This is a genomic window from Amycolatopsis suaedae (assembly GCF_004214935.1).
Classification (GTDB): domain Bacteria; phylum Actinomycetota; class Actinomycetes; order Mycobacteriales; family Pseudonocardiaceae; genus Amycolatopsis; species Amycolatopsis suaedae.
This window is the reverse complement of the sequence record NZ_SFCC01000002.1, coordinates 47,694-59,438: the sequence shown is the minus strand read 5'-3', so window position 1 is coordinate 59,438 and position 11,745 is coordinate 47,694. Positions and strand designations below refer to the sequence as shown.

16 protein-coding genes are annotated in these 11,745 nt (G+C 69.6%); 10 read left to right on the top strand and 6 right to left on the bottom strand.

The window, feature by feature from the left end; genetic code table 11:
- The first annotated feature begins 36 nt into the window (after positions 1 to 36).
- A complete protein-coding gene (locus EWH70_RS03495; RefSeq protein ID WP_205669020.1) occupies positions 37 to 1,227 on the top strand; it encodes a cytochrome P450 in 1,191 nt (396 codons plus the stop codon).
- Here EWH70_RS03495 and EWH70_RS03490 read toward each other — a convergent pair.
- Positions 1,217 to 2,041 (bottom strand): LLM class F420-dependent oxidoreductase, encoded by an 825-nt coding sequence (locus tag EWH70_RS03490; RefSeq protein WP_130473771.1) that lies wholly within the window; start codon positions 2,039 to 2,041, stop codon positions 1,217 to 1,219. The genes EWH70_RS03495 and EWH70_RS03490 overlap by 11 nt on opposite strands.
- 53 nt (positions 2,042 to 2,094) lie before the next feature.
- Between EWH70_RS03490 and EWH70_RS03485 the strand changes: the two genes are divergently transcribed.
- From EWH70_RS03485 to EWH70_RS03475, 3 genes are read left to right on the top strand one after another with little or no spacing between them, the layout of a single operon-like run.
- Complete coding sequence (locus tag EWH70_RS03485; RefSeq protein ID WP_130473770.1) at positions 2,095 to 2,898, top strand: LLM class flavin-dependent oxidoreductase; 804 nt, start codon at positions 2,095 to 2,097, stop codon at positions 2,896 to 2,898.
- Positions 2,899 to 2,928: 30 nt separating this feature from the next.
- Positions 2,929 to 3,696 carry a nucleotidyltransferase domain-containing protein gene (locus EWH70_RS03480; protein ID WP_130473769.1) on the top strand — a complete coding sequence of 256 codons (768 nt, stop codon included), beginning with the start codon at positions 2,929 to 2,931 and terminating at the stop codon, positions 3,694 to 3,696.
- A gap of 9 nt (positions 3,697 to 3,705) precedes the next feature.
- On the top strand, positions 3,706 to 4,197 hold the full coding sequence (locus EWH70_RS03475) for a DUF4262 domain-containing protein (protein WP_130473768.1): 492 nt from the start codon (positions 3,706 to 3,708) through the stop codon (positions 4,195 to 4,197).
- On the opposite strand, the gene EWH70_RS03470 is transcribed toward EWH70_RS03475, so the two are convergent.
- Entirely contained in the window at positions 4,191 to 4,892 is a 702-nt protein-coding gene (locus EWH70_RS03470; protein WP_130473767.1) for a hypothetical protein, read from the bottom strand. The genes EWH70_RS03475 and EWH70_RS03470 overlap by 7 nt on opposite strands.
- 41 nt (positions 4,893 to 4,933) lie before the next feature.
- On the opposite strand from EWH70_RS03470, the gene EWH70_RS03465 reads away from it, so the two are divergent.
- Together EWH70_RS03465 and EWH70_RS03460 are read left to right on the top strand one after the other, a co-directional pair.
- Complete coding sequence (locus tag EWH70_RS03465; protein ID WP_205669019.1) at positions 4,934 to 5,455, top strand: DUF2020 domain-containing protein; 522 nt, start codon at positions 4,934 to 4,936, stop codon at positions 5,453 to 5,455.
- A gap of 177 nt (positions 5,456 to 5,632) precedes the next feature.
- Complete coding sequence (locus tag EWH70_RS03460; RefSeq protein WP_130473766.1) at positions 5,633 to 6,085, top strand: DUF6918 family protein; 453 nt, start codon at positions 5,633 to 5,635, stop codon at positions 6,083 to 6,085.
- 55 nt (positions 6,086 to 6,140) lie between these two features.
- Here EWH70_RS03460 and EWH70_RS03455 read toward each other — a convergent pair whose 3' ends face one another.
- A complete protein-coding gene (locus EWH70_RS03455; protein ID WP_240686777.1) occupies positions 6,141 to 6,818 on the bottom strand; it encodes a hypothetical protein in 678 nt (225 codons plus the stop codon).
- Between the two features lie 87 nt (positions 6,819 to 6,905).
- Here EWH70_RS03455 and EWH70_RS03450 point away from each other — a divergent pair, with 87 nt between their 5' ends.
- Together EWH70_RS03450 and EWH70_RS03445 are read left to right on the top strand one after the other, a co-directional pair.
- A complete protein-coding gene (locus EWH70_RS03450) occupies positions 6,906 to 7,460 on the top strand; it encodes a peptidylprolyl isomerase (protein ID WP_130473765.1) in 555 nt (184 codons plus the stop codon).
- Between the two features lie 47 nt (positions 7,461 to 7,507).
- Entirely contained in the window at positions 7,508 to 8,467 is a 960-nt protein-coding gene (locus EWH70_RS03445) for a rhomboid family intramembrane serine protease (protein WP_240686775.1), read from the top strand.
- Positions 8,468 to 8,470: 3 nt separating this feature from the next.
- On the opposite strand, the gene EWH70_RS03440 is transcribed toward EWH70_RS03445, so the two are convergent.
- Positions 8,471 to 8,863, bottom strand: a complete 393-nt coding sequence (locus EWH70_RS03440) for a PH domain-containing protein (protein ID WP_338078557.1) — start codon at positions 8,861 to 8,863, stop codon at positions 8,471 to 8,473.
- 114 nt (positions 8,864 to 8,977) lie between these two features.
- Positions 8,978 to 9,244, bottom strand: a complete 267-nt coding sequence (gene crgA, locus EWH70_RS03435; protein WP_130473763.1) for a cell division protein CrgA — start codon at positions 9,242 to 9,244, stop codon at positions 8,978 to 8,980.
- A 147-nt stretch (positions 9,245 to 9,391) separates the two neighbouring features.
- Here crgA and EWH70_RS03430 point away from each other — a divergent pair, with 147 nt between their 5' ends.
- Together EWH70_RS03430 and EWH70_RS35375 are read left to right on the top strand one after the other, a co-directional pair.
- Entirely contained in the window at positions 9,392 to 10,243 is an 852-nt protein-coding gene (locus EWH70_RS03430) for a class E sortase (RefSeq protein ID WP_130473762.1), read from the top strand.
- The gene (locus EWH70_RS35375; protein WP_165436138.1) at positions 10,243 to 10,401 is read left to right on the top strand and encodes a hypothetical protein; all 159 of its coding nucleotides are present in this window, start codon (positions 10,243 to 10,245) and stop codon (positions 10,399 to 10,401) included. The genes EWH70_RS03430 and EWH70_RS35375 overlap by 1 nt, the downstream gene beginning before the upstream one ends.
- Here the strand turns inward: EWH70_RS35375 and EWH70_RS03425 are convergent.
- A complete protein-coding gene (locus tag EWH70_RS03425; protein WP_130474212.1) occupies positions 10,395 to 11,714 on the bottom strand; it encodes an FAD-dependent oxidoreductase in 1,320 nt (439 codons plus the stop codon). The genes EWH70_RS35375 and EWH70_RS03425 overlap by 7 nt on opposite strands.
- Positions 11,715 to 11,745 lie beyond the last annotated feature (31 nt).

Below are 11,745 nucleotides of genomic sequence, written 5' to 3'. Positions count from 1 at the left end.
AACCTGGTCTCAGCACCCACCACGAGAGGACACCCGATGAACGGCCTTCCGATGCAGCGTGACGCGGGCCCCTTCGACCCGCCCAGCCGGCTGTCCCAGCTGCGGGACACCCGCCCGGTCAGCCCGCTGCTGTTCCCCGACGGTCACGAGGGCTGGCTGGTCACCGGGCACGAGGCGGTCCGCCAGGCCCTGGTCGACACCCGGTTCAGTTCCCGCCTGGACATCGGCATCGTCCACGTGCCGTACGCGACCCCCGGCATGCCGGCCCCGACCGAGCCGAACCCGCCGATGCCGGGCGTGTTCGTCGCGATGGACCCGCCGGACCACACCCGGCTGCGCAAGCGGCTCACCGGCGCCTTCACCGTCAAACGCATGAAGGCGCTCGAAGAGCACATCGCCGACATCACCGAGCGGCAACTGGACGCGCTGGAGCGGCTCACGCCGCCGGTCGACCTGGTCAGCGAGTTCGCGCTGCCGGTGCCGTCACTGGTGATCTGCGAACTGCTCGGGGTGCCCTACGAGGACCGGGAGACGTTCCAGGCCAACTCCGCCAGGTTCATGGCGAGGGACATCGAGCTGGAGGAGAAGGCGAGCGTGGTCGGCGCGCTGACCGGCTACCTCGCCGGGCTGGTGACGCGTAAGCGGGCCGAGCCGGGCGAGGACATCCTGTCCGACCTCGCCCGCCAGGACGACCTGACCATCGAGGAACTGACCGGCGTCGCGTTCCTGCTGCTGCTGGCCGGGCACGAGACCACCGCCAACATGCTGTCGCTGGGCACGTTCGCGCTGCTGGAGCACCCCGACCAGCTGACCGAGCTACGGGCGAACCCGGAGCTGATGCCGGACGCCGTCGAGGAACTGCTGCGGTACCTGTCCGTCGCCGACATCTTCTACCGCTACGCCACGGAGGACATCGAACTCTGCGGTGAGACGATCAGCGCGGGCTCGACCGTCGTCCTCGCGCTGCTGGCCGCCAACCACGACCCGAAGCGCTTCGCGAACCCGGACACCCTGGACATCCACCGCAAGGCGCGTGGCCACGTGGCCTTCGGGCACGGCATCCACCAGTGCCTCGGCCAGCAGCTGGCCCGTATCGAGATGCGGGCCGGCTTCAGCGGGCTGCTGCGTCGTTTCCCCGGTCTACGGCTCGCCGTCCCGGCCAGGGAAGTGAGGCTGAAGACGGACATGAACATCTACGGCGTGCACGAGCTGCCGGTCACCTGGTGAGCCGCTCCCGCACGGCGGCCAGTTCGTCGAGTTTGCGCAGGGTGGCCGCGTCACCGACCGTCGTCAAGTGGAAGGTGGCGCGGTCGGCGCCTGCCTCGGCGAACTCGTGCACCAGGTCGAGGTCGTCCTCGTCGGCAGGCACGTTGATGACGACGCCGGTGCGGCCGTGCGCGGCCAGCGTGGCCCGCATTCCGCGGACGTCGTCCGGCGTGACGGTGATCGGGAACCAGCCGTCGCCGTACTCGACCACCCGGCGCCGGGCCGCCGCGCTGTGCCCGCCGATGTAGATCGGCGGGTGCGGAGACTGGACCGGCTTGGGCCACATGTGGATCGGGCCGAACTCGACGTGCGCACCGCGGAAGCTGGCCTCGTCCCTGGTCCAGATCAGCTTCAACGCCGCGAGCTGCTCATCCAGGCGCCTGCCGCGGCTGCCCGGATCGACACCGTGGTTGCGCATCTCCGCCCGGTTCCACCCCGCGCCGACCGTGAACAGCACGCGGCCGCCGGAGAGTAGGTCGAGGGTAGCGACCTCCTTGGCCGTGTGGATGACGTCGCGCTGGACCAGCAGCGCGACTCCGGTGCCGAGCAACAGCCGTTCGGTGGACGACGCGGCGGCCGTCAGCGCGAGGAACGGGTCGAGCGACCGGTAGTAGGCGCGCCCCAGCTCGGCGCCGTCCGGACCCGTCGAACCCTTCGGCATGTGGGAGTGCTCGGCGAGGAAGAGGGATTCGAACCCACGTTCCTCGACAGCTCTGGCCAGCGCGTCCGGTCGCAGCGTTTCGTCGGTGGCGAACGTCGAGATCCCGATCTTCATGCCCTCGACGCTAGACATTGACGCCAGTGTCAGAGTCAAGCACGATCCCTGGAATGCGTGCTGCTCTGTGGCTCCCGATCTTCGACGAACTGGCCGATCCTCGGGTGGTCACCCGGCTCGCCGTGGAGGCGGAGGAGGCCGGCTGGCACGGGTTCTTCGTCTGGGACCACCTGCGCTGGGGTACTTCGGAACTGCCGGTCGCCGACCCGTGGATCACGCTCGCCGCGGTCGCCGGCGCCACCAGCGAACTGCGGATCGGGCCGATGGTCACCCCGCTGCCCCGGCGGCGGCCCGCCAAGGTGGCCAGGGAGACGTCGACGCTCGACGTGCTCAGCGGCGGCAGGCTCACGCTGGGCGTCGGCATCGGCAGCGACCGGTTCGGCGCTGAGTTCTCCGGGACGGGGGAGCAGCTCGCCGACCGCGCACGGGGCGCGATGCTCGACGAGTTCCTCGACGTCCTCACCACCGCGTGGAGCGGCGATGAGGTCCACCACCGCGGCGAGCACTACACGGTCGACGGCCTGCGGTTCCTGCCGCGACCGGTGCAGCGGCCGGGAGTTCCGGTCTGGGCGGCGGGTTTTCCCGGCAACCTCAAGCCGTTGCGCCGTGCGGCGCGGCTCGACGGGTTCTTCCCGGTGCACCTGGACGGTCCTGGTCAGCTCGCGGACGTCGCGGGCACGATCGGTGAGCTGCGAACCGATCCCGGGCCGTACGACCTCGTCGTGGCGCTGGCGCCGGGGACCGACCCGCGCCCGTACGCGGACGCGGGCGCCACCTGGTGGCTGACCGACATCTCGCCGGCCGAGGTGTCGGTCGACCGGGTGCGCGCGATCCTTCGCGACGGTCCGGCGGCGTGACCGAACGGTCCATTGTGGAAGATGGGCCGGATGGACGAGTTTCTCGCACGAGTTGCCCAGTCGCTCGCCGGACTGCCGGGGGTGGAGGCCGTTTCACTGGGCGGATCACGGGCACTGGGGACCAACCGGCCGGACAGTGACTGGGATCTGGCGATCTACTACCGCGGTACGTTCGATCCCCAGCACGTACGCGATCTCGGCTGGCCGGGTGAGGTCTCGGAGATCGGCGGCTGGGGCGGCGGCGTGTTCAACGGCGGCGCGTGGCTGCGGCCGGAGGGAATCCACGTCGACGTGCATTACCGCGATCTCGACGTGGTCGAACACCAGCTCGCCGAGGCACGGGAGGGCCGGTTCCACGTGGAGCCGCTGCTGTTCCACCTCGCCGGCATCCCGTCGTACCTGGTGGTGGCGGAGCTGGCACTGAACCGCGTGCTGCACGGAACGCTGCCGCGGCCCGACTACCCGCCCGCGCTGCGGGAGAACGCCCCCACGGTGTGGTGGGGGACCGCGAGCCTGCTGTTCACCTACGCGGCCGCGAACCACGCGCCGTACGGCCGGTACGCCCAGTGCCTCGGCCTGCTCGCCCAGGGCGCCTCCCAGGCCGCACACGCCGTCCTCGCGGCGCGCGGCGAGTGGGTGACCAACGAGAAGACACTGCTCACGAAGGCGGGACTGACCGGCGTCGACGACCTGCTGGCCTCGGCGACGCCCGCACCGGATCACCTGACCGAGATCGTCCGAGAGGTCCACACCCTGTGCGAGAACGCGCTACAATCGAACAAAGGTTCGATTGACTAAGGGGGTGTCATGCCGACGCCTGCGCAGCTGATCCACTTCCTGGACCAGGAGGACGCCAGGACCCGGGACATGATCCGGAGGTACGGCTGGGCGATCGAGTACGTGTACGGCTCGCAGCGTTCGGGCCCGCCGTTCGGTTACACGGTCGGCCTATCCGGGTACGAGCATCCCGAGTTGATCCTGTTCGGCTGGGGGACGGCCAACACCGGCTACATGCTCAACGAGCTGGGCGCGCGGATCCGGGAGGGCGACCGGATGTACGACGGCCGGATCGTGGCGTTCGAGGAGGGCGTCCACCGGGCGCTGCTGATCGAGGTACCCGACTCGGCGACCCACCTGGTCGCGGCCAACCGCGTCTACCGGGAGCCCGGCGAGCCGCCGGTGCCCGCACTGCAGGTCGTCACCGACGACCGCTGGGGCTATTTCCCCTGGGAGCAGGGCTACTCCGAGCCGGACGAGCGGCAGCCGGTCCTCGGCACACGGCCCGGAACGGCTCAGTAGCCGTACGGGCCCGGCTGTTGGTAGCCGGGCGGGTGCCGGTACCCGCCGGGAAACGGCGGGGTGTGGCCGGGTTGCTGCGGGTATGGCGGTTGCTGCGGTTGCGGCTGCTGGGGATAGGGCTGTTGGGGCTGGGGTCCGCTTTGCGGGAAGCTCTGCTGCAGCTGAGGCTGACCGCCCTGCTGCTGGGCTTGCCATTGGAACTGGGCCTCCGCCTCGGCGGGCTGAGGGAAACCGAACGTCACCTTCGCGTTGATCGAGCTGTGCATGGCGGCACCCCACATCTTGGTGCCGATGAACATGTGGGCGTGCCCGGCCGACAGGTCCACTGCGACCATCCGGGTCTCGCCGCCCCACTGGTTGCTCGACTTCGCCGATGCCACCTGTGCCGCGTCCGGGTACACCCGGGTGCCGACCAGACCGGCGATCACCACCGACGCTGCGGTCCAGCCGACCGAACCCACCACGTTCGACCGGGCGATCTGGGAGGCCTGCCCGGTGAAGCTGTGCAGCGCGGCGGCGCTGATCTCCGGCAGGGGAGCGGCGACGACCGCGTAGTTCATCGTCGACAGCATGACCGACTCGGTCCACAGGCCGACGACAGCGGTGACCGGGCCGATCGGGACCTGCCGCAGCTGGCCACCGGTGCGCTGGATGCGTTCGGTGACCACGCTCAGGTACTGGTCAGGGGTGAGCACGTGCCCATACTGACACGCCAACGGCACAGTACGTTGGCCCGATGGCACTGAAGCGTGTTCTGATCGCCGCCGGTCTGCTGCTGGGCGGGTGTGGTCAGGCGGCCGAACCCGTGCCGCCGCCCGCCCCGCCGCCACCGCCACCCGCGCCGGTCACCGTCCCGCCCGCGCCCGAGGCCACCAGGGACGGCGACTGTCCCTACCTGGACAGCGGGTTCGTCGCCCGGACCAACGGGCAGCGGGTGTCGAAGGTGCGGCTGTCGGCCGACCAGCCGAACCCGGCCTGCTTCTTCTCGGCGCTGACCGGCAAGGTCCAGGTGACCACCCGCGTCTACTCCGGTGACCCGCAGGTCGCGAAGGCACTGGTGGACCAGGCGGCGCCGGTCGGCACGTCCAACCCCGCCGACGAGCCGGCGGGATGGAGCGGCGGCGCGCAGCCGGTCGAGGGCGGAGCGGTGTACGCGGTGGCCAAGGGCGGTGCCGCGGTCGTCGTGACGACCAACCAGGCGCAGACGGTCAAGGCACGTGAACTCACCCGGGAGATCGTCACCCGGTTGGGGTGGTGATCGGGAACTCACCGGTAAGGGTTCCCGGGAAAAGTCGCAAGTTGATCTTGTACTACCCTGACCGCCACGCGCGGAGGTGCCCGAGTACCAGCGCATCCAACCCTCGATCCCCCTCCGGGTTACCCGGTGTGAGGGTTGGCAACAGTCGGTTAATCGATTCGCAGAAGGACAGAATCAGTGGCTGCATCCCTTAAGGAAATCCTCCTCGACACCAACCGGCGTCCGGCCGTCGTGACCGACCTGCAGACCCTGGTCGACGAAGAGGTTTCGGAGAAGGGCGGCGTGTCCGGCGCCGTCGTCAAGACCGGCTACGCGGCCGTCAAGAAGATCAAGCCCGGCATCATCCCCGCCGCGGTCGACAGCCTGCTGGACGACTTCGCCGGTGCGCTGGAGCCGTTCTACGGCGACTTCCGCGCCCAGGGCGGCAGCGACTTCGGCGCCTACCTGACCAACCGGTCGGACGAGGCCTCGGACGCGCTGCTCGGCGTGACCGACGCCCGCGCGGAGAAGAGCAGCCGGGACAGCATCAAGAAGGTCTACGGCAAGCTGCGCCCGAACGGCAAGAAGAACGTCGAGGAGGCCCTGCCCCGCCTCGGCAAGCTGATCGACAAGCACGCCGCCAACGCCTGATCCACCCAACGAGAAGGGCCCCGGTCGACGACCGGGGCCCTTCTCGCGTGCGGGGTCAGTTCTTCTTCTCGCTGCTCGGCGAGCTGGACGACTGCTGTCCGTTGGAAGCCTGCGGCTTGCCACCACCGGAGCCGCCCTTGGTCTGGGGCGACGGCTTGGAGGCGGGTGTGGCGGGCTCGGCGGCCTTCGGCGCGGCGTTGGTGGCCGGCTTGGGCGCGCTCGACCCGTTCGTGCTGCCACCGGCGTTGGTCCGCGGCGGGGCCGGCGCGACCGGCGGCTCCGGCTTGCGGCTCAGCGCGGCGTATCCGGCGGCGGCGAGCACGCCGAGGCCGAGGATCCACGGCCACTTGCGCCGCTTCTTGCCACCCTTCGCGGCGAGCTTGGCCTCGACCAGTGCTGCCTTGAAGTCCTTCTTGGCGGCCTTGAAGTCCTTCTTGCCGCGACGCTTCGACTCACCGGCGGCCTTGGCGGCCTTGATGGCGGCCTTCTTGGCCTTACGGCCCGGCTTGCGCATCTCGGAGAGCCGCTCCATCGCCTCCTTGCGCGCGGCCTTGGTGCTGCGTGCGAGTTCCTTGCGAGCCTTCTTGGACTTGGCCTTCACCTTTTCGCCCCCCTTGTCACCGGCTTTACGTGCTTCTTCCCGAACGAGCTCCGCACCCTCGACGGCGCGGCGGCCCGCCGCGAGCAAGTTGGTCTTGACCGACTCCCCCGCCGATTCTGCGGTCCGAGCCATGCTTCACCTCGTCAATCGTTTCGGTACTGCTCCGTTGCCTGTAACCTATCGTGCCCCTTTTCGGCCAATCGTGCCGCAGATGGCACGATTGGGCGCGTGACTGCAAGTAATGACACTCCCTCTGGTGGCGGTCTGCAGGCGACTCTGCACACCAACCAGGGCGACATCCGCATCAATCTGCTGCCTGACCACGCTCCCAAGACGGTGGCGAACTTCGTCGGGCTCGCCGAGGGCACCAAGGAGTACTCCCGGCCGAACGCCAAGGGCGGGAACTCCGGGCCGTTCTACGACGGTGCGATCTTCCACCGGGTCATCGACGGGTTCATGATCCAGGGCGGCGACCCGACCGGTACCGGTCGCGGCGGCCCCGGCTACGAGTTCGGCGACGAGTTCCACCCCGATCTGCTGTTCAACAAGCCCTACCTGCTGGCCATGGCCAACGCCGGCCCGGGCACCAACGGCTCGCAGTTCTTCATCACCGTGACGACGCCGAAGCACCTCAACTTCAAGCACACGATCTTCGGCGAGGTGGCCGACCAGGAGTCGCGCGACACCGTCGACAAGATCGCCACCACCGCGACCGGTCCGCAGGACCGTCCGCTGAACGACATCGTCATCGAACGGGTGTCGGTTTCCCGCTGAGCACGGGCTGAAACCTCGGGACGGATGCGGGTAGGTTGGGAAGCACTGTGACTCAGCCCCCGTATCCTCCGTTCCCGCCGGACGCGGCGAGCCAGCCGGTCATGCCGGGCTGCTGGTGGCACCCGAACAGGCCGACCGGCCTGCGGTGCACCCGCTGCGAGCGTCCGGCCTGCCCGGACTGCCTCCGCGAGGCGTCGGTGGGCTCGCAGTGCATCGACTGCGTGCAGGCCGGCCGGCAGCAGGACCGCACCCACCAGGTCCAGTACCGCAGGGCCGGTTACGGCGCGCGGACGCTCGTCGGCGCCCGGCCGGTGCAGACCCCCGTGGTCACCCCGCTGCTGATCGCCGTCAACGTGATCGTCTACGTGCTGACCGCGTACCAGTCGGGCGACCCGATGAACAACCAGCGGTCGGAGATCTACCAGTACGGCAGCCTCCAGTCGCTCGCCGTGAGCGGTCTCGACGAGTGGTGGCGGCTGCTGACCAGCGGATTCCTGCACGCGGGGATCATCCACGTCGCGGTCAACATGTTCTCGCTGTGGATCCTCGGCCGCGACCTCGAACCGGTGCTCGGCCGGGTCCGCTTCCTCGCGCTGTACCTGCTGTCCCTGCTGGGCGGCTCGGTCGCGGTGTTCTACCTGGAGAACCCCATCCTGCCCACGGTCGGCGCCTCCGGTGCCATCTACGGCCTGCTGGGCGCCCTCCTGGTGGCCGTGCTGCGGCTCAAGCTCAACGCGGGCGGTGTGCTGCTCACCATCGGGCTGAACATCGTCATCACGTTCACCATCCCCAACCTGTCGCTGTGGGGTCACCTCGGCGGTCTCGCCGCCGGGGCGCTGGTGATGGGCCTGCTGGTGTACGCCCCGGACAAGGGAAAGGCGGGGTGGCAGACCGGGATGCTCCTCGCGGTGCTGGTCGCGCTGGCCGGGCTGGTGTTCTTCCGCGACGCCCAGCTCGGCGAGGCGCTGTGCGGGGTGTACGAGGGCCAGATCTACTGCGCGGCGTGACGCTCAGGCCGCGCCGGGCCGCAGCGAGCTGAGGACGTCGACGACGTCCTCAGGGTCGGTGCCCAGTTCGATCCAGCCGAGAACCAGCAGGTGCGGCGGCACGTTCTCGCACTCGATCTCCAGCGTGGCCACCTCGCGGCCGAACCGGCGGGTGCGCACTAGCCGGACCCGCACCTGTGACCAGTCGAGCCGGTGGTCGCCGGTCAGGGTCCGGACCCGCACGCCGTGCGTGTCCGCGCTCAGCTTGGGGCGCACCACGGTACCCAGCGCGGTGAACGCCAGCAGCCCGACGGTGGCGATGCCGAACAGGATGGGGCCCGCCGGGTCGCCGGACAGGGCGGTGAACACGGTCGCCGCGGCCGCGAAAACGGTGAGCAGCCAGCCCAGGCCGATCACGGCCGGCTTGGGCGCCCAACTCGCCGGGGAGTTATCCACAGGGCTTATCCACAATGGGGACTAGTCACACGGATGTAATTCACAGTCAAGCCGCCATTCGGACCAATGCGGCGATCAGCGCCACTTCATGGTCATCAGCAGCCCCGAGATCATCAGCGCGAAGCCGATGGCGAAGTTCCAGTTCTCCAGCTCGAGCATGAACGGGATCTTGTCGCCGGCGAGGTAGTTGACCACGAGCCAGGCCAGGCCGATCAGCATCAGCCCGAACATCACACCCTTGTAGATCGGGTGCGATGGGCCTCCCATCCGCACCTTCTGCGGCGTACGCCGGTCGGCGGGCGGGGTGTAGGCGGTCTTCTTGCGGACCTTGGACTTGGGCATCGGAGTCCTCGCGTGCTGTTGGGCTCGTTCGTGTAGCGGCTCGTGCGCAACCAGAGCCACCTCAACACGTTAACGTAATCGAGCGGGCGCTCGTATGGGGGACGAAGGCCTGGATGGTTACCCAGTTGGACGCCGGAAGGAGCCCGTGTGGCGGAGGACAGGGAGTACGTCGGCCCGGACTCCGGTGACACTGCCCTGAAGGAACCGTCCCGTGGGCGCACGGCCGTGCGCACCGTGGGCGAGGTGCTCATCACGCTGGGCGTGGTGGTGCTGTTGTTCGTCGTCTACGAGCTGTACGTCACCAACTGGTTCTCCGCCGAGAAGCAGCGCGCGGCCAGCGCCGGCCTCGACGAGGGCTGGCGGGCCGAGCAGGGCAGGCAGCTGCACAGCACGCCCGCCGACGGCCAGTCGTTCGCCCGCCTCTACATCCCCAGCTTCGGCGCGGACTACCAGTTCACCATCCAGGAGGGCGTCGGCGCCGACGCGCTGGAGATCGGCCCCGGCCACTACAAGGGCACGGCGATGCCGGGGGAGACCGGCAACTTCGCCGTCGCGGGTCACCGGGTCGGCAAGGGCGCGCCGTTCAACGACCTGGACCTGCTCAACTCCTGCGACGCGATCGTCGTCGAGACCGCGACCGACTTCTTCGTCTACCGCATGCTGCCGAAGGAGGACGAGGTCGACGGCTGGCTGACCGGACGCGGGCGGGAGGCCAGGTGCGCGAAGGTGCCGACCCTGCGCGAACCACCGGAGTACCAGGACACCTACGGCCGCAAGATCGTGGCACCGACCCGTGGTGACGCGGTCGCGCCGGTGCCGTACCGCCCGGTGGACGCCCTGCCGCCTGCCGCGCGGGCCCACCTGATCACGCTGACCACCTGCCACCCGCAGTTCTCCGACCGCGAGCGGCTCATCATCCACGGCGTGCTGACCAACCAGTACGCCAAACAGCCCGGAACCGGCTACGCCGAGCTGCTCAAAGCCATTGGAGAAGCCTGATGTACGCCTGGATCTGGCGGCACCTGCCGGGGCCGCTGCCGCTGCGGGTGGTCGAGGCGGTCGTGCTGGTCCTGGGGATCGTCGCGTTGCTGATGTTCGTCGTGTTCCCGTGGCTGGAGCCGCTGCTCCCGTTCAACGACGTGTCGGTGGATCAGTAGCCGCGGGAGACCCGCAGCATCTCCTCGCGCTCGACGACCTTGACCCGCTCGCGGCCCTCCGGCACACCGAGGGACCGCTCGTGGGCGTCCAGACGGCCCCAGCCCTCCCAGGTTGTGTAGGGCACGCCGCGCTGGGCGAGGAAGTCCAGGATCTCCTCCGGGTCCGGACGCGCCGGGCGCGCCAGCGTGCCGGCGTCGGCGAGCAGGCTGCGCACGGTCTCGGCCGCGTCGCCCTTGGTGTGCCCGATCAGCCCGACCGGGCCACGCTTGATCCAGCCCGTGCAGTACACGCCGGGCAGCTGGTTCTCGTCCAGGTCCAGCACCCGGCCTGCCTGGTGCGGCACGGTCCCGGAGACGTGGTCGAACGGGATGTCGGCCAGGTGCGACGACAGGTAGCCGACCGCCCGGTAGACGGCCTGGACGTCCCAGTCGGTGAACCGGCCGGTGCCACGCACGTTGCCGTCGCCGGTCAGCTCGGTGCGCTCGGTCCGCAGACCGGTCACCGACTCGGTGCCCAGCACCTCCGCCGGGCTTTCGAAGAAGTGCAGGTGCAAGCGCTTGCGCCGGGTGCCGACGTCCCGAATGGCCCACTCCTGCAGCGTCTTGACCACCAGGTCGACCTGCTTGGACCCGCGGATCGCGGCGATCGAGCCGTCGTCGAACTCGATGTCCTCGGGTGCGACGATCACCTCGACGTTGGGCGAGTGGTCCAGCTCCCGCAGCTCCTGCGGGGTGAACTTGGCCTGCGCGGGACCGCGACGGCCGAAGACGTGCACGTCGGTGACCCGGCTCGACCGCAGCCCGGCGTAGACGTTCGGCGGGATCTCGGTGGGCAGCAGCTCGTCCGCCGTCTTGGCCAGCACCCTGGCGACGTCCAGCGCCACGTTGCCGACGCCCAGCACGGCCACGCTGCTCGCGGTCAGCGGCCAGTCCCTCGGGACGTCCGGGTGCCCGTCGTACCAGGACACGAAGTCCGCGGCGCCGAAGCTGCCAGGCAGGTCGATGCCGGGGATGTCCAGCGGCCGGTCGGCCATCGCGCCGGTGGCGAACACGACGGCGTCGTAGAACTCGCGCAGCTCGTCGAGCTTGATGTCGCTGCCGTAGTCGACGTTGCCCAGCAGGCGGATGTTCGGCCGGTCCAGCACCTTGTGCAGGGCCGTCACGATGCCCTTGATGCGTGGGTGGTCGGGCGCGACGCCGTAGCGGATCAGCCCGAACGGCGCCGGCATGCGCTCGAACAGGTCGACGGTCACGTCGGTCTCGGACTTGTCCAGCAGGTCGGCGGCGTAGATGCCGGCGGGACCGGCACCCACCACGGCGACACGAAGAGATCGGCTCACCCCT